Here is a 19,213-nt window from a genome sequence, read left to right on the forward strand (position 1 = left end):
GGCCGCCTTCGCCTCGGCCTTGCCGGAGAAGATTGCGGACATGCCCTCGAGCGCCTGCCGCTTCCAGGTGTTGATGAGGGTCTGATGCACGCCGTGCTTTGCCACCAGTTCGGCGACCGTCAGCTCGCCACGGATCGCCCCAAGCGCCACCTTCGCCTTGAACTCGGCGCCGTAAGTCTTTCGTTTGCCAGCCACGCTGTTCTTCCTCGCCATCGTTGGCGGCAAGCTTAGCAAAGTGTCCGATTTTCAGGGACCACCTCGCACCTCCGCACGGCGGCACCGAGCCCTGAGGCGTCATTTTGGCAGAGCGTAGTTGCGTAGTCAGCACCGATGGCAAAGTCGTATACCGGCCACTCGCGGCTGGATCAGCATGCGCCCGAGGTGACTGCCACAGACCCCGGAGGCCTGCTCAGCGACCGTACTCGCGGGGCGCGAAGTTAATTTCCCGGCGTACCTGCGGCTGTTCGGCCGGACGGTCGAGCCGGATCCGAATGGCCTGCGGCGCGGTTTCGGTGTGCAGAACCAGGGTCTGCCCCTCGGGGTGCTCGGCGGCGAACATGCGGACCTGGCTTTCTGCGGGTGACAGCCAATCGGGTCCGCGGTCATGGGCATAGAGCGCGGCCTGCCCCGAAAGCTCTTCCGGCGCCGACCAAGTGATCAGGTCATCCTTCTGTCCACTGTAGCGCAGTATGTAGGTGCCTCGCATGTCCCCGGGATATAGTTGGGCCCGCACACAATTGCTGTCGACCGAAGCGCGCCCGTTCTCATCCGCCGTCATCTCGATGAGCTGGGTCGTGGAGGGATACCAGGCGAACTCGGCCGTGATGCGGGACATCTGGTCCAGCATGACGGGGCCGATCACATTCGGCGTCACCAGCGCGGCGGATCTCAGGCTGTCGGGATAGCCGAAATCCGGCTGGGCATAGACGGGACCGACATGGGTGCGGATGTCGACCGGCTCTCCGGCCTCGTCGAACAGGCGCAGGTCGCTAAAAGTCATCCTTCCAGCCTGGACGAAGCTCCTCAGGTCCGCAGGGATGGCCAGAATGGCGGGCGCGCCGAAAAATTCGAATGTCGGCGCGTCTCCGAATATCTGGTCCGTCGTCGCGGGGGGCAGATCCGCTGGCGCTGTCACTTTGTCGATGTCGCGGGGCCAGTGGCTGCCTTCGGGGGCGAAACTTGCCTGCCGGTCCACCAGTGGGGTCAGGACGGTCGTACGACGGGAGGGCAGTTGCTGCCCATCGACCATCAGCGTCGTTTCCCGCGTGACCACCTGGCGAATTACCCATCCGTCGGCGCGATCCAGAACGGCGAGCCCGGCGATACGGTGGCCGCGCGTGCGCCAGCGGCGGGGATCATTGGCATCGGGGGCGGTGTCTGGCCCGACACCCCCAGCGAAGGCAACGCGCACCTCCGTGTCGGTCACCCCTGTCACGCGCACATCGACGTTCCGGTAGCTGCCAAGTTCCGGCAGGGTGGTGGTCCAGCCGTCCTCGGCCTGGACCGTGATCGGGAAGGCGGGGCTGGCGAAGGGATCTGAGAGGGCGGCGTGCAGGAGCCCGGCCTTGGCACCGGCGCCCCGTTCCACCTCGGGCGCGGCACTGGCGAAGTTGCGATCCGCATGGTCGCGGGCGATCGTCGTGTCATAGCCCGCCCGTTGCAGGGCCGTTAGAGCGTCCGACCACTGCCTTGGCGCTGAAGAGCTGGTGTATTCCCCATCCTCCCGCAGCTCCACGCGCGTTTGGATCGTGTGAACCGCGTCTTCCGTCGCCGTCACGTCCAGGTAAGCGTCGAGACAACGGCCATAGAGCGCGTCGAAGGCCAGCGGGCGCGCCTCGTCACCCACGGACAGGCTGTAACTTCGCGTGCTCTCCGGGTCTGGCCGGAAGATCACGGGTTCGGAAAGGGCCGGGCCGGCCCAGAGCAGCGGTGCGATTACGACGACTAAGCGCATGGGAATTCCTTTCATGGTCAGCCGAAATCACCATTGATCCACATCCAGAGCACTGCCGCCATCCCTGCCATCGTCAGCAGCAGGTAGGCGCCCACCACCGGCGCGACGATCGGCCAGATCAGGCCGTAGAGAAACCTATGGCGACGAAAGAACGGGCGTCGTTGCCCGTCCGTGTGCGCGAAGGCCAGGGCGATGACGCCGATCACCGCGATCCCCTGCCAGCCGCGAAGCAGGAGGGTCAGCCCACCCTGTGCGACGGGGATCATGTCGGACTGCAAATCGGGCGCAGGGTGTCGGCCGTCAGCCGATCCCGTGCAATGGCGGCTGTGTCGAGGCTGGCCGGCAGGCCCGTTTCCGTCAGTGGATCACCCATTCCATCCCCCCCTGGCCGTCCTGCGGCGCGGGACCGAAGCGGTTGTCATGCGGGTCGCCCTTTCGCGCCAGCAGCACGACGAGCCAGATCGTCGAGACAAGCGACACCGCCGGAAACCCCAGCATGATGGTGTAGATCCAGCCTTCGGAGTTGCCGAAGGTGGGGATCTCCGCCATCGGCTGCGCGGTCAGGCCGCGAACGGCGAAGGCACCGACGAGGAAGATCAGCGACGCGATGCCCGGCAACAGCAGCCACCAGCCGCGCCGGTTCACGTCGTGCAACCGCCGCCACCCCGCCGATGTCATTGGCAGGATGGTGACGACGACAAGGAACACGCCAAGAGGATGCCGACCGTCGAAGAGGATGTAATCCAGCGCCCCGGTGACCCAGGTCGCGATCACGAGGGCCAGCACAAAGAACCAATATTCCGCGCGAGAGGCCCGTCCGCCGAAGCGGATGAACTTGCGCAGGCAGGTGCGGAGAGCTCGACCGAACGTCATTCCGGCCCCACCGGCAGGTCGGTCCGGATCAACGAGCCGTCCTGCCACAGATCGCGCACGACCGGGCGGCCATCCTGATAGTAGGTGGTGTAGCCGTCACGGACGCCGTCGCGCCAGGCCTGCACCTCGTCCACCGCACCGTCGCGGGCGAAAATGTAATGCAATCCGTCTTCCTCGCCCATGTCATAGTGGAGGACGTCGGCCGGATGACCATCTGCGCCGATGATGGTCCAGCGCCCGTCGCGCTTGTCTTCGGCGTAGCTGCCGGAGTGGAGGTCCTCGAGGTTCCCGGAGATCTCCTGCCACGGGCCGGTCTTTTGGCCCATGTCGTATTGCCCCACTTCGAGTATCTCGCCAGCGGGGGCAAAGGATTCATACGGCCCGTCCAGCGTTCCGGCGGCATAGGTCACGCGCATCCGCACCTTTCCGTCCAAGCCCAGAGTGCGTTGTTCGCCGTCCAGCCGCCCCTGGGAGTCGTAGGTCTCCAGTTCCACTAAAGGCGTCGTCTCTTCTCGCCGCCATTCGCCGACACGCTTGCCTCGGTCGTACATGCCCCGGTCCAGAACCTTGCCGTTCCATGTGCGGGTGAAGAGCCCGTCGGGCTGGTTGTCGACATAGGTGAAGCGGGTCACGTCGCCTTGGATCGGGTCCGTGCTGATGTAGAGCCCCTGCATCTGGCCGTCGATCACCTCTGACCGGTCGATCAGTTCGTCCTTCAGGTGACGGGTGGTCAGGCGATAGCCCTCGGCCCTGATGTCTGTTTCGGTGAAGTCCCCCTCGTATTCCGTCAGTTTCTCGCCCCATCCATGGCCATCGACCTGCACGGGTTCGCGCACCAAGATCAGCGTGTCGTCCTTCCAGCGCCGTTCGCGCAGGAAGTCGCCCGCATCGCTGTATTCGGCCTCGCGCGTCAGCACGCCCTCGCGCGACCAGCGCCGCGACAGGCCCACCTCGCGTCCATCGTCGAAATGCCGCAGGGAACGGCGCGCTCCGGATGGCCAGAACTCGATATGCGGCCCGACGGGTTTCCCCATGTCATAAGCGCCCTGCATAGTCAGGTTGCCATCACGGTCATAGTCGCGGAAGTCGCCGTCGCGCTCTCCATCGGTCCAGTGTACTTCGGCGGCAAGCTGGCCGTTTTCGTGGAATTTTCGCTCGACCCCATCTATGCGGCCCGCGACATAGAACTGCTCCTCTTCCAGCTGCCCAGAGGGGTAATAGAGCCGCCAGGGACCATCCAGTTCGCCACCGCTGCGCGTGATTTCCCGCGCAAGCGTGCCGTCGTCGTAGAAGTCCCTCTGCACGCCATCTGCGACTTGGGCGAAGGCGGGCGTCGCGAGACAGAGAAGCAGGGCTGCGGTGCGGATCATTGCGGCGCCTCCTCCGGCACGGGAAGGTCGGGGAAGGTCACGGTGAAGCTGCGGGTGAAGGGATCGGGGCGGCTGACGGCGTGCAGGATGCGGGCGGGCGTGCCTGCGACCCGCAGCGTGCCATCCGGGAAGATCGCCCAGTTGATCTTGTCGGACAGCGCCAGGCCCCGCCCGTTAGGGGTGACCAGCGCCAGCGCGTCGCCATGGGCGTCCACGAAGCGGATTTGGTCGATCAGTTGCGCGTAGGTCAGCTCGGGCGAGATATCCAGCGCCTCGAAGTCGATCCGCCACGGGCGGTCGGGATCAGGCTGCGCCTCGGCGTCCTCCCAGGTCACGGTGGCGTCGCAGGTCAGAGTCACGTCCTGCGTGCCGTGTTCATAGAAATGCGTGCGGATGCCATCGGGCGTCTGCATCTGCAACAGACGGGTGCCGCCGTAGCCATCGGTGTTCGGGGTGGCCTCGGCAAAGACCGCCTCCGTTTGCGGCAGCGCGAACTTTGCGGAGCAGCGTGCGGCCTGAAGGCTGCCCATGCGGAAGTGCAGCGCGGCGACATCCAGCCCCTCGGGGCGCACATCTTCCAGGCGCGGCGGCGGGTCGCCCTTGAACAGCAGCACTTTGTCGGGGGCCCGGTCAGGGTCCGTGCGCCGTCCGTTGTCGGTCTGGAACGTCATCTCGCGCGTGGCGGCGGGAGTGTCGGCGTGGCGGTTCACCCGCACGGACAGCGTGGGCGCGGATGCGTCCGTCTGGATCGCCACCCGGATACCGCTGTAATCGGGAGAGGCGATGCGGCGGGCAAGGCTTTCGGCCGGCGTCAGCCAGCCCGGCCCGCGATCGGCGGCATAGATCATGCTGCCCGCGTCCGTCTCTGCGTCCACGGCCCACATGAAGTCGTCGCCCTCACGCCCCGACAGGATCAGGTCGAACCCCTCGTCGGTTGGCGACAGCGTCGCGGTGGCGCCGTTCTTAGTCACCTCGGCATAGCCGGACTCGTCGGGGGTCAGCGTCATCGTGAAGGGCGTCGCCGGATACCACGCCACCTTCGCCCGGATCTCGGTCGCCTCTAGCACATCAGGTAAGATCTGCTTCTGCTCTGTCGGGATCAGGAGGGTAGAGGTGAAGGACGGATCGCCATCTTCCTCGTGATAGTTCGGCAGGGTGATGGGCGGCAGTGCCAGCATCGGCATGTCGACCGGCCGATCGCCCCGGAACACTTGCGGACCGCTTAGCACCAAGCGCCCGGTATTGGCCATGATCTCATGCAGGTGGGTGAAATCCAGCGACAGCAGGTCGTTCTCCAGGCGCACGCGCCCCCGATCGTGCGGGAAGATATCGTCCTCGGTCGGGAGCGGCTCCGTCGCGGGAAAACTGTCGGGCATGGTCTGCCAGTCAGGCGTTTCAAAAGTGTAATCAGCATGGAGCGGGAAGGGATAATCCTGCGGTGCCATCGCCAGGGTGGTACGCAGGGTGGTGCCGTCATCGGCCTTCTGATCGGTTGTCATGACGATACGGCGCAGCCAGCCCTCGTCTCGATCCAGCACCGCAACCCCCGCGAGGCGAAACGAAGCATCATCGCCCGAATACCGCAGGAACAGGCTGTCATCCGTGACATGGGTTACCGTCACCATGACGTCCGGCACGCCCGAGAAATCCGCGATGGTCGTGCTCCAGCCCTCCCTTGCCTCGAGACGGGCGGGGGGCAAGACGGCACCGAACTGCTGGCTAAGCCCCGTCAACATCTCTTGCGGGACATCTACGGTCCCGTGCGGCGTAACTTCGGTGATGATCCCGGCGTTCAGCGTGGCATCAAATCCATCCGCCATGGCCTGCCGCATGTTGTCGGGAAGCGGCCCCTGGGTGCCGTAGGTTTCGCCTGCGACCACCGTCTGAAACCATAGCGGCAGGATGTGCAGCGTTTGCGCATCGACGACTTGCATTCTGGTCAGCGACGAGATGCGCTGGGTGGCATAGCTATAGTCCGGTGGTTCGCCCTCGCGGCCTGGGCGGACGGACATCTCCATCCGCCAGGTGCGCGCCGCGCCGGGCTGTGGATCGAAGGTCACCGTTTCCGCATAAGCGGCACCGCTGATCAGAGCAAGGATCGGGCCCAGCCCGAGTGTTCGATAGGTCATCCATCCCCCTTGTGAGTCAGCGCGACGCTAACAGACAGGTTCCGGATGTGAACCCAGGCCATTGGTTATGCTCGGATTATTGCCGGGCATAGGATGGTGGCAAGCGGTTTCCGTTCCGCATCCTCCCCGCCCTCTTCTTCATCCTCCTGTCCGCAGCATCGCTTCATGCCGATGAACACATCCGCAGCTTCATCAGCGAAATCACGATAAACGGCGCTGGCGGTCTGCAGGTGACTAGACGCTGGACGTGCAGGCCGAAGGGCCGCACATCCGCCACGGCGTCTTCCGGGATCTGCCGCTGACGAAGGACTGCATCCGCTGGGGCGGGTTCGAGCTGGTCGAGGCCACGAAGGACGGCGCCCCGGTGGTCACCCGCATGCAGCGCCCGGCCGACATGACCGCGCTCTTCGGCACCCTGCTGCTGGGGCCGCGCCACGCTTGACGCCGCGAAGAGGTGCGACCACCTCACTTTGGATTGGCTCCGGCCGATCACTACCGTTGGCGCGGGCGGCAAGAGCGGGTACCGGCCTATCGGATGTGCCGGCATCTAGTGTGCGGCTGATCGGCTCCTATCTACGAGACCATGAGCTCACCACCCATCACCGGCCCGATCCTGTTCCTGGACGATATCGACGACACCTCGGTCAAGATCGCGGCGCTCTTCATTGCTCCGAGAGGCGTCTTGGTCCCTCAAGTGAGGGTAGACGGGGTATGCTTTCCCGCTAGGCGCCTAACAGAGTTCAACCAGGCGACTGTCTGGCGCGTGCGGTTCGACCTTCCTCTTGGCGGCCGGTCGGAATACGAGTGGAACGGCACCCGCTATCCAGTGTGCTGCGATTTCTCGGGCAAGCCCCGCATCGCCTACGTATCGTGTAACGGGGAAGAGATCGGAGACCTGCTCCGCGAAGGCTCCGAGCGGAACGCCATGTGGGCTCGCCTAAGGGACGACCATCAGGCGCAGGAGTTCGCACTTCTGCTTCATGGCGGCGACCAGGTGTATGCAGATGAGGTCACCGAGGGGCACGCCCTCAGCAAGGACTGGCCGGACGACATCCCAGAGGACCCGTCGCACGAGGAATTGGCCGATCTCCGTGAGAATCTGAGGGAAGCTTTCTTCGAGCGCTATGCGACGCTCTATGCTTCGCCGGAATTTTCCTGGCTCGCCGCGCGTGTGCCGTCGCTCATGCAATGGGACGATCACGACATCTGCGATGGCTGGGGATCCCTGTCATCGTCCAAGACGCATTCCGGCGTGGGTCAGACATTGTTCTCGGCCGCGAGAGAGAGCTTCCTTATTTTCCAGCATGCTGCAGTCGATGGCGATCTGCCCGGCCGCTTTGCTGACGAGGATGGTCAGCACCTCGGCTGGGCCGTGCGCACCCCAGGGTTGCGGATTGTCGCTCCGGATCTGCGCTCCGAGCGAAGCCGCCGCGCGGTCATGGGGCAAGGCGGCTGGCAGATGATGGAGGAGGAGGCGAAGCGGCCGGCACCCGGGCATACGTTTCTCATGTCGAGTGTTCCCCTCCTGGGGCCACGGCTGTCGATCCTCGAGGCGCTGATGGTGATGGTGCCGAGCATGCAGAAATACGAGGACGATCTTCGCGACCAGTGGCAGAGCCGCGCCCATCGCGCGGAGTGGCGCCGAATGCTGCGGCTCGTCCGCTCCATGGCGCTGCAGGACGGACAAAGCCTTACGGTGGTGTCGGGAGAGATCCACCTCGCGACGCGTGGGAGCATGGATCTCGGTCAGGGCCAGCGGATCCAGCAGCTGGTCGCCTCAGGAGTCGCGCACCGCGCACCGCCGAAAGCCTGGGCCAACCTGCTGGGCACATTGTCATGGCTGGGTGAGTCGCCACTGAGTGGGCATCCGATCCGCATCGAGCGCCCACCGGGGCACGCGTCGCGCTACGTGGCCGAGCGGAACTATCTGATGCTCGAGCGCAAGGCAGACGCCTGGATCGCGACTTGGGAATTCGAAGAGAGCGGAACCACGGATCCGTTGCCCCTCTGAGCGCCGGGCCGCAACATCAGCCAAGCGCACCAATGCCGCGCAGCGGCTTAGTCCTCCCGCCCTTCGTGCCGGAGCCTGGCGTTCTGCTGCGTCTTGCACGAATGTCGCAGTAGCGCTGGCTCTCGCCCGGCAGGTCGCGAAAAATCGCGCTGTCGCTGGCGTCCGTGGCGATGTCGCTTCCCGCCATGTGATCCAACGCGCCAAAGATAGCATCCTGCGAACGAGGCCCTGCGTCCCTTGGCATGCCGACATGCGGCGCCTCGCCCGTGCAAGATCTATGGAGGAGACGCACATGAGCAATATCGGGGTTGTTTACACCGGTCCGGGGGCCGTCGAGGTTCAGAAAATCGAGGATCCGAAACTTCAGGCCCCAAATGGGCGCAAACTCGCGCACGCGGTTATCCTGAAGGTTATCTCGACCAACATCTGCGGCTCCGACCAGCACATGGTTCGCGGGCGTACGACCGCCGAGCCGGGCCTCGTCTTGGGCCACGAGATCACAGGGGAGGTGATCGAGATCGGGTCGGATGTCGAAATGCTGAAGGTCGGGGATATCGTCTCGGTTCCGTTCAACGTGGCCTGCGGCCGCTGCCGGTGCTGCCGCGAGGGGGACACGGGCGTCTGCCTGACGGTGAACCCGGAACGCGCGGGCGGGGCCTATGGCTACGTTGACATGGGCGGCTGGATCGGAGGCCAGGCCCGCTATGTCACCGTGCCGTACGCGGACTTCAACCTGCTGAAGTTCCCGGACAGAGACCAGGCGCTGGCAAAGATTCGCGACCTGACCATGCTCTCGGACATTCTGCCCACCGGTTTCCACGGAGCCCTGCAGGCGGGCGTCGGCGTCGGCTCTATCGTCTATGTCGCGGGCGCGGGCCCCGTGGGCCTTGCGGCGGCAGCCTCGGCACGCATTCTCGGCGCCGCGGTGGTGATGATCGGTGACTTCAACAAGGAGCGTCTCGACCACGCGGCCAAGGTTGGCTTCACCCCGGTCGACCTCTCCAAGGGCGACAACCTGCCGGAGATGATCGCGGAGATCACCGGCTCTCCCGAGGTGGATGCGGCGATCGACGCGGTCGGCTTCGAGGCGCGCGGTCATTCGGGAGGAGAGCAACCGGCCATCGTGCTGAACCAGATGATGGAAATCACCCGCGTCGCGGGCGGCATCGGCATTCCCGGGCTCTATGTCACCGAAGATCCCGGCGCGGTGGACGACGCGGCCAAATCCGGCAACCTCTCGATGCGGTTTGGTCTGGGTTGGGCAAAGGCGCAGAGCTTCCACACCGGTCAAACCCCCGTGCTGAAATACAACCGCCAGCTCATGCAGGCGATCCTGCACGACCGCCTGCCGATCGCGGACATCGTCAACGCGACGATCATGCCGCTGGACCAGGCTGCGGAGGGTTACAAGAGCTTTGACAGCGGTGTCGCGAAGAAGTTCGTCCTCGATCCGCACGGTATGCTCGCGTCTTGACCCTTGGTCAGTCGCCGGCCCGCCGCCCCAAGGAGCGGCGGTCATCTCATCTGCTGCGTTTTGCTTAAGGCTGCGCGGGAAATCTTTCACGGGTGCCGGTTCTTGGGAACGCGACGATCTCGACTTTCACCACCAGCATCACAGCCCTGCCACCGATACGCCCGTCCGCTGAGGGCTGGCATCAGCCGAATGCACATGCAGCAAAGCGCGGCTTGGCAAAGGCAGCGCCGGGACCTGAGCGGCCTTGCGGCGAGACAAGATTATCTTGTGGTAGAGGGCAGGGGCCTCGGCACAACAAGTTGCGATCAGCCCCCAATCTCTGTTCGCTTGCTCCCAATGGCCATAAGTTGCGGCGATTTACTGCCAGTTCAGTCTGGTCACCTCTTGGACTTCAGTGCCTGCACAAGACTGTCACCTCACCCGGCGCGCCTCACGCGCGCCTCGTCGAAGGTGTCTATCGCGCTACCTCCGCAAAAAACTCGCGATGGAAAGTCGTACCAGTTTACATGGGAAGAGAGCGATGACGCGCAGGTTGGTGAACCTCGGGAGCGGTTTCTGGAATGTCCGTTGCACCATGAAGCTGGCCGGAATCGTCAACGTCGGGACGCAGGTCTCGATCGTTCGGCTACAGAGCGGCCGTTTCGTATTTCTCGACAGCTACACGCTAAATGGGGAAATCCGCGACCTCGTCATGGAGCTGACGCAGGATGGAAGTCTGGTGGAAGCGGTCCTCAATCTTCATCCATTCCACACGCTGCACTGCGCCGCCATGGCACGGGATTTTCCGGCAGCGAAATTCTATGGCTCGGAGCGGCATCATCGTGTCTGCCCCTCGGTGCCCTGGGAAACCGAGCGCGTGGAAAGCGCAGTGGTGGCAGAGAAGTACTCTCGAGACCTGCAATTTTCGCTGCCGCAAGGCATCCAGTACTTCTCCGAAAACGAGAAGGTGCACGCAGGCTCGCTCTTGGCCTTTCACCCGGCCAGCGGATCGCTCCACGTTGACGACACGCTGAATGTTCTGCCTGTGCCAGAGGCTCTGCGCGGGTACATACCGCGGCTCGTCCTGCATCCCACGCTAGGGGCGGCGATGAATGCCGAGGACGGCGCAGCTGAGAGGTTCTGCCGCTGGCTCGAGGAAATCGGGGCGCGATGGTCTGGCACGAAGTCCGTCTGCGCCGCTCACAACGGGGTCGCACGTTTTTCTGAGGGCGATTTCGAGCAAGTCATGCGCGGCCTCGCAGCACGAACCCGGAAAAAGCTAGCTGCTTAGCCGTGCTCCGGGCCCGCGCTGCAGACCTTGCTAGATGCCCATGACCCGCAATTCGGTGGCGGACTCCGGGATGACGAAGGTGCCATCCGCGTTCGCCTCGACCTTGCGCCCGTTGCCGAGCACATAGCGTTGGTGGGTTCCATCAGATTGCCGAAACACGGTGACGGCGTGGCCGACTTCGTCTTCGCATTCCATGATGTGAATGTTGGTCCATTCGGCTGACATGTCTTCCTCCAGCGCAGTGATGCCGTCGCTCGATGTCTTGCCTGCAGCAGTGTTCTGCTTTCTTCCAACGTCGGCGATAAGACCCGATCTCGGCAAGGGGAGATTTCAACCTCAGGCAGATTACGCTAGCTTCTGCGCGAGGTATGACCTTTGAGTAAATGCCCAAAGTGGGGCGTGGCAAGTCACGTGTTCGTCATTTGTTCTTATGCGCGTAAGGATAATTATGTTTTATATACGCTTCCAAGGTTCGCGCGAAGCCGCTAGATCGCGAGGTCTGATACTGGGTCTCAGGGCCTTCATGCCACATCAGTAAGCTGTGTTTCCTGCTTACAGTTTTGCTAGGGTCAGGACAGTAAATGACGAGAGCCGCGAGGGCGATGGCTGAGAGGAACACCTTGGGGCATCGGTCATAGCGGGTCGCGACGCGCCTCCAGTCCTTGAGCCTGCCGAACATGATCTCGATGCGGTTGCGCCGCTTGTATCTGCGCTTGTCATATTTGACCGGCGTCTTGCGTTTCTTCCGGCCTGGGATGCAGGCGCGTATCCTTTGTCCTGCAACGCTTCTCTGAACCAGTCAGCGTCATAGCCACGATCCCCGAGTAGCCATTTGACGTTTGGTAGGCGACTGAGCAGCGCCCGTGCGCAGATGGCGTGCAGCTTGGTGTTCATACCGCCTTTGGTTCGACCAATCAGGCGACCAAGCACTGGTAGGAGTGGGCTCGGAAGGCCCGATCGCTGCGGTCAGTACTGACACCCGGTTCGAGGAGCATGACCACCCGCCGAACCGGCGCTGTACTCCTCAACGGCGGACAAAGCCGACCTTCGACGAACGGCAACTTTCGGTGCGCGGCAGAAACGATGGTTTTTGAACACGGGCTGCGGCGAACCCGCGCCCATTTGCCGACTGAGCGTCAATCAAACGTCGGGCTATGGGGGCCATAGAAAGCAGCCGCTCCGGGTGGAGGCGCGCCGCTTCCCTGCCCTTGACAGCTTCGGCGAAAAGGCGCTCTCGCCCGCCATCCATCCGAGAATGCGCCGGAACATTGCGCCCTACCTGCCCGTTTTACCGGACACATCAGGAGGAGATGTCACAATGCATGAGAACTCGACAATGATTTCGTCCAACAAGGTCAACGGCACGGCGGTCTATTACCGCACCGGCGAGCACATCGGCACGATCGACCACCTCACCATCGACAAGGCGAGCGGCAAGGTGGCCTAGGCGGTGATGGGCTTCGGCGGTTTTCTGGGGATGGGTGAAGACCACCACCCGATCCCCTGGGTCAAGCTGAGCTACGACACCAGCCGTGGCGGCTATGTGACCGACATCACGTCCGAGCAGCTGGAGGGCGCGACGGGACGACTGGCACCGCAACCGCGACTGGGAGGCCCGCACGCACGACTACTACGGCGTGCCAAACTACTGGGTTTGAATAGACCCCCAACCAGGAGCAGAAAACGCGTGGGCCCGGCCGCGAGACCGGGCCCTGGCATTCTTGAATGCTGCCCGTTTGAGAGACGCGCTACACTGCGAGGTGTCATCCAAGGCAACTCATCAGCCCTCGCCCTCGTCGAGCCGGTCCACCGCCCACCCTACGCTGAAGCCGTGTAGCACCGTCGACAGAACGATCACTAGCGACACCAACGACCAGATTTCGGCCTCATTAGCAAATTCCACATGGCTCGCCGCATAGGCGAGGTAGTAGATCGAGCCGATCCCCCGCACACCGTATATGGCCATCACGGCTCGGTCGCGCCAGCCGATGCCCGTGCCCAGAAGCGCCAGCCAACCCGCCAGCGGCCGGACGATCAGCAGCAGGAGCAGCGCCACGACAAGATGCGTCCAGGTCAGGTCCGCAAAGAGGCGCGGCAGGGCACTGCCCAGAGCCACCAACAGCACCGCCGTCAGTGCATGTTCGATGCTCTCCGAGAAGCCGTGCAACCGGCGGTGAAAAACATGGTCCCTCTCCACCCGGCGAAGCGTGAGCCCCATGACTGCAACTGCGATGAAGCCGTAGCCCTCGACAAGTTCGGTCGAGCCGTAGCAGAGCACGATGCCTGCCAGTGCCAGCACGCCGGCGGCGGTGTCGGCCAAAACCGCGCCGCGCGGGACTGAAAACAGAATGATCCCCAGCAGCCGCGCGCCGAGCCAGCCGGCCCCCGCCCCGACCACGGTCCGGTAGAGCACGTCCCGCAGCAGCCACTCGGCCCCCCATGTCGCCGGTGTCAGCCCTTCTGCCGCGACGAGCAGGCCAAGGTAGACAAAGGGGAACGCCAGCCCGTCGTTCAGCCCCGCCTCGGTGGTCAAGGCAAAGCGCACGGGATGCTCCTGACCCTGCTGCGGCGGGCCTACCTGCACGTCGGAGGCCAGTACCGGGTCGGTCGGCGCCAGCACTGCTCCCAACAGGATCGCCCCCGCCAGCGTCAGTCCGACAAGCCCGGTGCCGAGCCAAGCCACAGCCATGATCGTCAGCGGCATGGCGATCCCCAAGAGCCGCCAGGTGGGGCGCCAGCGCCGCCAGGTTCCGAGCTCGTCGATGCGCATGCCCGCACCGAAGAGGGCGACAATCACCGCCATCTCGCTCATCAGCTCCCAAGGGAGCGGGCTCTGCCGCGGATCGGGCATCGGCGCGGCGCCAGGAAACAGCAGCGCTGCCCCGGCCCCGAAGAGGATCATCAAAGGCGCCGCTGCGGGTTCTCGCCGGGAGACCAGGCGCGGCAGCCATTGCGCAAGGATGACGATAAGCCCGCCGATCGCCAGCGTGAGGTGATAGGGCGCAAGCTCGAAAAAAGGCTCGGAGGTCATCGAGGGGGTCCTGAGTGAGGCATCGCATTGTCATGAACGCCTCAGGAGCCCATTCGTGTCCCGCCAAGCGAGCCTCTTGCCTCATTTCTTTCCACGAGAACGAGCCTGAGATGAACTGGTAGCAGCGTTTGGGGTTGCCTTCTCCCGGCCTCAGCCTCCTCATGCGTCATGACAAGCTGGATCGCGTTGGCGTCATACTGGATGTCCAACTGGCCATAGTCGACCGCGATATTCCTTTCGCCGATTCCGAGGATGGCGCCCACGCTCAGGACCACGGCTGTGATCTGTCCATCCTCGATGCGACAAAATTCTTTATACTCCGATTGTATCGCTCGAAGCGCCGCCGGGATCCCGTCCCCCGATTTGCGCTCAAGTCCGGAAAGCTCCCGAAATCGCCAAGGCAGCGATGCGGGAAGTTTTTGGAGTTATGCCCAGGACCCCTGAGAAGACCATCCATGGAGATGGAGCCTGTTTCGAAAACGGGATCAAGCTGTACAGAGCAACAAGCCACATCAAATTCGTGAAATCCGAAGGTTTGAATATCTAAGAAATCGAATGGAATCTACTGGGACGGGCAGAGGTCAGGATAATCTAAATTTCTGCAATGTTTCATGACATACGAAATGAGATAAGCCGGAGTTCCAAAACCGTTGGGAACCCTGGCTCCTGATCTACGTTTGAGGTGTAGCTCATTCAGGAGGCCTTGCCTTGGAGAGAGAATTGACACGGTGCTCTGAGTCGTTTGGCGAGGGACCAGAACGCGACGGGCCTGTTGCTGTTGCGCTGAGAGCTCTCAGAAAGGGAGCATCCAAGGAGGATGTAGTCCGGCAACTCACTGCAGCGATCTCCAAGGTTGATCTTCTTCCGGAAACTCTCGCTCTGGCTCTTCGCGATACTGCTCGTGAGGATCTCTCAATTGCGCGACTCGTTGAAGGTCATGCCAATGCTCTGCAACTTGCCAGAAGCTATGGCAAGGCAGCGTTCAAGTGCAAGATTGAGGCGGAAGCGGCAAATGGAACCATATTAGGTGTTTGGGGAGCAGATGTGCCATCAACCCCTGTCTCGGCAACCGGCGGTGGCAGGCTCTCTGGGGCTAAACGTTTTGCATCCGGGCTTGGGGTCGTAGATTTAGCGTTCGTCACCGCGGGTGCAGGTAGCGAACAGCAGCTCTTCGTCATTGATGCGTCGCAGAGCCAGCGTCACGATCACGGGTCGTGGCACATGGTGGGCATGCAGGCATCCCAATCGGGAACATTCCTCTGTGAAGGACTGGACGGTGAACCACTTGGGTCTGCCGGCGACTATACTAGGGAACCACATTTCGCGGGCGGCACCTGGCGCATAGCGGCTGTCTCTCTGGGGGGCATCGTGGGCTTGCTGGATCGCTGCAGTGCGGTCCTGCGCGAGCGCGGTCAGTTCGCCGCAGAGGGGCACCTCTACCGGCTTACCCCTGTGACACTTAGAGCAGTGTTGGCATGGCCTGCGGTACTGCGCGCGGCGCGCATCGCCGAGGGGGCCGCCGGGGCTGGATCGCCCGATCGGGCCGCAACTATCTCCATTGGCACACGGTTGCTCACCGAGGAGCTCGGGCAAGACACCATTTCGGCAGCCGAGCGCTCCGTAGGGCTTGCCATGTTTGCCGACGACAATGCCACCGGACGCTATGCCCGCGACCTTGCGTGCTACCTCCGGCAAGCGGCGCGTGATGCCTTCATGCTTGGCGCAGGGCGCGCGATGCTCGGACAGCCGAACGGGCTTGCGGGGTGGCTCGATGATCCCTTCTGAGCATCATTGCAATTCCCGAGAGATCACCGCCGCAGAACTGGCCGGGCAGCGCGCGATCGTCGTGCTTGCACCGCACCCCGATGACGAGGCGCTCGGGTGCGGCGGCCTGCTTGCCCATGCGTTCGCGAGCACTGGCGCGCATGTGGTCCAGATGACCGACGGTGCGGCCTCGCACCCCCGTTCAACCCAATGGACCCCGGAGCGACGCGCCGAGCTGCGGGCGCATGAACTGTTGGTCTCGGTACGAGAGCTCGGAGGCACCGAGAAGGACATCACCAGGCTCGATCTTCCCGATGCAGGGATGACCTCGCAGGCTCTACCATTTCTGTCGCTCGCCCAAGACGTTGCTTGCCTCATGTCCCGGCTTGGGGCGCGCACGTTGCTGGCCACGGCGCCGACCGATCCCCATTGCGACCATCAGGCCACCGCCGCTATTGCCCGCCTTGCTGCGCGGCTCTCGGGGGCGCGTTTGCTCTATTACCCCGTCTGGTCGCGCTGGAAGGTGCCCGACTTTCGACAGCGCCTCGCGCCAATGCAAGAGTATCGGTTCGACACCTCATCCGTGCGTCGCAGCAAAGCCCGCGCCATCGCGGCGCATCGCAGCCAGCACGGTGAGATCATTTTGGACGACTCAGAAGGATTCAAGCTGGACCCTGCCTTCGTCCAAATGTTCGTCGAAGCCGATGAAATCTTCTTCGAAGAGCTAGCATCATGACCGCCGTGGCTCTCAACCATCTTACCGCTCTTTACGCCGCCGACGACGATCCGTGGAGCTTCCGCAGCAGCCTCTACGAACAAGAGAAGTTCCGCGCGACCTGCGAGGCTCTTCCGCGAGCGGGGTACCGCTCGGCGCTCGAACTCGGATGCGGAAATGGCGAGCTTGCGCGTCACATCGCGCCCCGCTGCAATCATTACACCGGCGTCGATGCCGTCGAGACAGCCCTGAAGGCAGCCCAGCGTACGGTGCCGCAAGGTCGCTTCCTGCGGAGCTTCCTGCCCGCGCCGTTACCGAACGGTGCGCATGACCTCATCCTGCTGTCGGAAATCCTCTACTTCCTCGACGCTCCGGGGATCCGCAGCCTCGCCATGCAAATCGATAAGGCATGGCCCACGGCAGACGTGCTATGCGTCACATGGCTCGGGCCAAGCGGTAACACCCTGCAAGGTGCCGAGGCGCTGGCGTTTTACCGCGCCGCCAGCCGGCGCCGCTTCGCCTGCCAGCGCCAAACTGCGGATTACCGCATTGATCTTGCGGCTGGCCCCGCATGAGCCGCCTGAGTGTTACGGTCGTTAATGCGCACGCCTTCGCCGAATTAGGCACCGTCATCGTGGTCCCCGCGCGTAACGAAGAAGAGCGCATCGGCGACTGCCTGTCCCACCTCTTCGCGCAGGATGCTCCCATTCCAGCAGGGATCGTCCTTTGCGTGAACAACACCACCGACGAGACCGCTGCTCGCACCCTTGCGCAAGCACGCAGCCGTCGCCGTCCGCTGATCCTTGTTGAGGCGACCTTTGCCAGTGGTGGCGTCGGACGAGCCCGGCGCCTCGGCCACCGGATCGCCATGCGCGCCGCGCCGCAGGCCACCGTCTTCCTGTCGACCGACGCAGATTGCCTGCCCGCGCCCTGCTGGCAGCGCGAAATGGAAGCTGTACTGGCACGCGCGCCCGCCGTGCTGGGGCGGATCGACGTCTGCGGGCGGGAGCTTGCCTCCTTTCCCGCGAGCGTTCTGCTGCGCCAGCGTCAGGAAAACGCCTTCGCCGCGCTGGCCATGGAGTTCGAGCGGCTCATGGACCCGGCTGGGCCCGACGGTATCGGCCTTAACACCGCCGGCGGCGCCAACCTCGGGTTCCGCCGCGCGGCCTACCGCAGCGTCGGCGGCTACCGCCCTCTTGAAACCGGCGAAGACCGCGACATCATCAACCGGGTGCGCGCAGCCGGATTCCGCCCTCTTCGCGCCGAAAACGCGGTGGTGCTGGCCTCCATGCGCCGCGATGGGCGTGCTCCCGGGGGCATGGCCGATGAGATCGTCGCTCGTTTCCGTCATGGAGATTGCAGCGTAGATAGCGCACTCGCCCCATTTGAGGTGATGGTGGCACGTCACCTTGGGCACAATGCCGTCGCGCCCCGTCTCACCCTGGCAGGTGCGCGCGGTGATCTTCAGGCTCTTCAGAGCTGCGTAGAGGCCTTGCGGTTGCTCGCTTGTGTAGAAAGCCGTCGGCGCTACCTAGCCGGCCTAACGCCATTGAGCCCGGTACTGGCCGCGCCCTTGGCCACGCGTGGCGCCTCTCGCAAAGATAATCGGTAAGGATGGAACTGCGGCAAACTGTCGCGGGTTGTAAAGGCAATGACGGCGCGCACCGCCGCTCCATGCAAACCGAAGGAGGCAAGGATGACCGATCCTTCCAACGACACTCCGACGACACCTGCCGCAGAAAGTGCCGCGCGCGAGGTGCGCGACGATCTCCGGACCAAAGCCCGTGATACGGCAGAGGAAGTGAAAGAGCGTGCCAGCGGCTTCGAGGAAGACCAGCGCAGCCATGTGGCAGACGAGGTTTCGGACGTCTCGAACGCGCTTCGCAAAGCCGCCGAGGAGATGCGCAGCGGCTCTCCGCAGGAGCGGACCATGTCGCAGATCGCCACGACCCTGGCGGATGCATCGGAGTCAATTCGAGACAAAGACCTAGGCGAAATGGCAAGCGGCCTTTCGGACTTCGCGCGTCGCAACCCGATCGCTTATCTCGGCGGTGCCGCAGTTCTCGGTCTTGCCGCCGCGCGTTTCGCCAAGGCCGGCAAGAGCGGAGGCCGTTCGGGCCCGGCACCGGAGCCCGCGCCGCGCCCTGCGTCACCGACCAGCCCTGTGGATGCGGCCCGCGCCCGCGATCTTCCGGCGCAACCTACACCAACACCGACCGCGGCGAGCCCTGCCACCCCAGCGTATCACCGCCCGGAAGCGGAGGACATTTGATGCCGACCGAACAGACAACCGGAACCACCAATCTGGTGAGCAACATTATCGCACATGTCACCACGCTGGTGCGTAAGGAAATGGAACTGGCGCGCGCCGAGCTGGGCGAGAACCTCAACGGTGCCGCGACGGCGGTGGGCGTGATTGTCGCTGGCGTGGTCTTCACACTTGTCGGCCTCAACGTCATTGCGGCCGCGCTGGTGGCCGCTCTGACCGCAGCAGGCATTCATCCTTTCTGGTCTGCCGTGATCGTCGGCGGCGTCGCCCTCGTTGGTGAGCGTCACGAGCGGGTCATCTTGCGGGTGAGCTCTGCGCGCCAGAGATAGTCGGCACGCACTTTCAGGAGAGTT

At 63.8% G+C, this 19,213-nt stretch carries 18 protein-coding genes and 2 pseudogenes; 11 read left to right on the forward strand and 9 right to left on the reverse strand.

Going from position 1 to position 19,213, the window contains the following annotated elements:
- The 6 genes from G0Q01_RS18710 to G0Q01_RS18735 form a co-directional block, all read right to left on the reverse strand.
- The coding region (locus G0Q01_RS18710) for a transposase (protein WP_164213727.1) at positions 1-195 on the reverse strand (195 nt) is incomplete at its 3' end.
- Between the two features lie 214 nt (positions 196-409).
- Positions 410-1,954, reverse strand: coding sequence for a hypothetical protein (locus G0Q01_RS18715; RefSeq protein ID WP_164196350.1), 1,545 nt, complete (start codon positions 1,952-1,954; stop codon positions 410-412).
- 17 nt (positions 1,955-1,971) lie between these two features.
- Positions 1,972-2,220 carry a hypothetical protein gene (locus G0Q01_RS18720; RefSeq protein ID WP_164196349.1) on the reverse strand — a complete coding sequence of 83 codons (249 nt, stop codon included), beginning with the start codon at positions 2,218-2,220 and terminating at the stop codon, positions 1,972-1,974.
- 91 nt (positions 2,221-2,311) lie between these two features.
- Positions 2,312-2,827, reverse strand: coding sequence for a DUF805 domain-containing protein (locus G0Q01_RS18725; RefSeq protein ID WP_164213728.1), 516 nt, complete (start codon positions 2,825-2,827; stop codon positions 2,312-2,314).
- Positions 2,824-4,197, reverse strand: a complete 1,374-nt coding sequence (locus tag G0Q01_RS18730; RefSeq protein ID WP_164196347.1) for a toxin-antitoxin system YwqK family antitoxin — start codon at positions 4,195-4,197, stop codon at positions 2,824-2,826. The genes G0Q01_RS18725 and G0Q01_RS18730 overlap by 4 nt, the downstream gene beginning before the upstream one ends.
- Positions 4,194-6,326 carry a hypothetical protein gene (locus G0Q01_RS18735; RefSeq protein WP_164213729.1) on the reverse strand — a complete coding sequence of 711 codons (2,133 nt, stop codon included), beginning with the start codon at positions 6,324-6,326 and terminating at the stop codon, positions 4,194-4,196. The genes G0Q01_RS18730 and G0Q01_RS18735 overlap by 4 nt, the downstream gene beginning before the upstream one ends.
- 247 nt (positions 6,327-6,573) lie before the next feature.
- Between G0Q01_RS18735 and G0Q01_RS18740 the strand changes: the two genes are divergently transcribed.
- The 4 genes from G0Q01_RS18740 (at position 6,574) to G0Q01_RS18755 (ending at position 11,081) form a co-directional block, all read left to right on the forward strand.
- Positions 6,574-6,768, forward strand: a complete 195-nt coding sequence (locus G0Q01_RS18740; protein WP_164196345.1) for a hypothetical protein — start codon at positions 6,574-6,576, stop codon at positions 6,766-6,768.
- A 141-nt stretch (positions 6,769-6,909) separates the two neighbouring features.
- The gene (locus G0Q01_RS18745; RefSeq protein WP_164196344.1) at positions 6,910-8,337 is read left to right on the forward strand and encodes an alkaline phosphatase D family protein; all 1,428 of its coding nucleotides are present in this window, start codon (positions 6,910-6,912) and stop codon (positions 8,335-8,337) included.
- Positions 8,338-8,629: 292 nt separating this feature from the next.
- On the forward strand, positions 8,630-9,811 hold the full coding sequence (gene fdhA / locus G0Q01_RS18750) for a formaldehyde dehydrogenase, glutathione-independent (RefSeq protein ID WP_164196343.1): 1,182 nt from the start codon (positions 8,630-8,632) through the stop codon (positions 9,809-9,811).
- A 520-nt stretch (positions 9,812-10,331) separates the two neighbouring features.
- Positions 10,332-11,081 (forward strand): hypothetical protein, encoded by a 750-nt coding sequence (locus G0Q01_RS18755; protein WP_164213730.1) that lies wholly within the window; start codon positions 10,332-10,334, stop codon positions 11,079-11,081.
- 30 nt (positions 11,082-11,111) lie between these two features.
- Here the strand turns inward: G0Q01_RS18755 and G0Q01_RS18760 are convergent, their stop codons facing one another.
- Positions 11,112-11,306, reverse strand: a complete 195-nt coding sequence (locus G0Q01_RS18760) for an MHC class I heavy chain (protein WP_164213731.1) — start codon at positions 11,304-11,306, stop codon at positions 11,112-11,114.
- 352 nt (positions 11,307-11,658) lie between these two features.
- Positions 11,659-12,005, reverse strand: a pseudogene (locus tag G0Q01_RS18765) (transposase); the annotation flags it as partial.
- Positions 12,006-12,399: 394 nt separating this feature from the next.
- On the opposite strand from G0Q01_RS18765, the pseudogene G0Q01_RS18770 reads away from it, so the two are divergent.
- A pseudogene (locus G0Q01_RS18770) lies at positions 12,400-12,739 on the forward strand (PRC-barrel domain-containing protein).
- Positions 12,740-12,861: 122 nt separating this feature from the next.
- On the opposite strand, the gene G0Q01_RS18775 reads toward G0Q01_RS18770, so the two are convergent.
- Entirely contained in the window at positions 12,862-14,112 is a 1,251-nt protein-coding gene (locus G0Q01_RS18775) for a sodium:proton antiporter (protein ID WP_164196795.1), read from the reverse strand.
- 708 nt (positions 14,113-14,820) lie between these two features.
- On the opposite strand from G0Q01_RS18775, the gene G0Q01_RS18780 reads away from it, so the two are divergent.
- The 6 genes from G0Q01_RS18780 to G0Q01_RS18805 are packed head-to-tail and all read left to right on the forward strand — an operon-like array spanning position 14,821 to position 19,189.
- A complete protein-coding gene (locus tag G0Q01_RS18780; RefSeq protein ID WP_235940266.1) occupies positions 14,821-15,897 on the forward strand; it encodes an acyl-CoA dehydrogenase family protein in 1,077 nt (358 codons plus the stop codon).
- Positions 15,884-16,612 (forward strand): PIG-L deacetylase family protein, encoded by a 729-nt coding sequence (locus G0Q01_RS18785; protein WP_164196794.1) that lies wholly within the window; start codon positions 15,884-15,886, stop codon positions 16,610-16,612. The genes G0Q01_RS18780 and G0Q01_RS18785 overlap by 14 nt, the downstream gene beginning before the upstream one ends.
- A complete protein-coding gene (locus tag G0Q01_RS18790; protein WP_164196793.1) occupies positions 16,609-17,166 on the forward strand; it encodes a class I SAM-dependent methyltransferase in 558 nt (185 codons plus the stop codon). Before G0Q01_RS18785 ends, G0Q01_RS18790 begins: the two co-directional genes overlap by 4 nt.
- Positions 17,163-18,203 (forward strand): glycosyltransferase family 2 protein, encoded by a 1,041-nt coding sequence (locus G0Q01_RS18795; RefSeq protein WP_164196792.1) that lies wholly within the window; start codon positions 17,163-17,165, stop codon positions 18,201-18,203. The genes G0Q01_RS18790 and G0Q01_RS18795 overlap by 4 nt, the downstream gene beginning before the upstream one ends.
- A 39-nt stretch (positions 18,204-18,242) precedes the next feature.
- Complete coding sequence (locus G0Q01_RS18800; RefSeq protein WP_164213732.1) at positions 18,243-18,863, forward strand: hypothetical protein; 621 nt, start codon at positions 18,243-18,245, stop codon at positions 18,861-18,863.
- Entirely contained in the window at positions 18,863-19,189 is a 327-nt protein-coding gene (locus G0Q01_RS18805; protein ID WP_164213733.1) for a phage holin family protein, read from the forward strand. Before G0Q01_RS18800 ends, G0Q01_RS18805 begins: the two co-directional genes overlap by 1 nt.
- Positions 19,190-19,213: the final 24 nt, after the last annotated feature.

The sequence above is a fragment of the Salipiger sp. PrR007 genome, from assembly GCF_010499845.1.
In the GTDB taxonomy this organism is placed as follows: Bacteria; Pseudomonadota; Alphaproteobacteria; order Rhodobacterales; family Rhodobacteraceae; genus Salipiger; species Salipiger pacificus_A.

Coding starts and splice junctions, on each gene's coding strand:
- G0Q01_RS18715 (WP_164196350.1), bottom strand. CDS start 1,954: ATGCGCTTAGTCGTCGTAATCGCACCGCTGCTCTGGGCCGGCCCGGCC.
- G0Q01_RS18720 (WP_164196349.1), bottom strand. CDS start 2,220: ATGATCCCCGTCGCACAGGGTGGGCTGACCCTCCTGCTTCGCGGCTGG.
- G0Q01_RS18725 (WP_164213728.1), bottom strand. CDS start 2,827: ATGACGTTCGGTCGAGCTCTCCGCACCTGCCTGCGCAAGTTCATCCGC.
- G0Q01_RS18730 (WP_164196347.1), bottom strand. CDS start 4,197: ATGATCCGCACCGCAGCCCTGCTTCTCTGTCTCGCGACGCCCGCCTTC.
- G0Q01_RS18735 (WP_164213729.1), bottom strand. CDS start 6,326: ATGACCTATCGAACACTCGGGCTGGGCCCGATCCTTGCTCTGATCAGC.
- G0Q01_RS18745 (WP_164196344.1), top strand. CDS start 6,910: ATGAGCTCACCACCCATCACCGGCCCGATCCTGTTCCTGGACGATATC.
- fdhA (WP_164196343.1), top strand. CDS start 8,630: ATGAGCAATATCGGGGTTGTTTACACCGGTCCGGGGGCCGTCGAGGTT.
- G0Q01_RS18755 (WP_164213730.1), top strand. CDS start 10,332: ATGACGCGCAGGTTGGTGAACCTCGGGAGCGGTTTCTGGAATGTCCGT.
- G0Q01_RS18760 (WP_164213731.1), bottom strand. CDS start 11,306: ATGTCAGCCGAATGGACCAACATTCACATCATGGAATGCGAAGACGAA.
- G0Q01_RS18775 (WP_164196795.1), bottom strand. CDS start 14,112: ATGACCTCCGAGCCTTTTTTCGAGCTTGCGCCCTATCACCTCACGCTG.
- G0Q01_RS18785 (WP_164196794.1), top strand. CDS start 15,884: ATGATCCCTTCTGAGCATCATTGCAATTCCCGAGAGATCACCGCCGCA.
- G0Q01_RS18790 (WP_164196793.1), top strand. CDS start 16,609: ATGACCGCCGTGGCTCTCAACCATCTTACCGCTCTTTACGCCGCCGAC.
- G0Q01_RS18795 (WP_164196792.1), top strand. CDS start 17,163: ATGAGCCGCCTGAGTGTTACGGTCGTTAATGCGCACGCCTTCGCCGAA.
- G0Q01_RS18800 (WP_164213732.1), top strand. CDS start 18,243: ATGACGGCGCGCACCGCCGCTCCATGCAAACCGAAGGAGGCAAGGATG.
- G0Q01_RS18805 (WP_164213733.1), top strand. CDS start 18,863: ATGCCGACCGAACAGACAACCGGAACCACCAATCTGGTGAGCAACATT.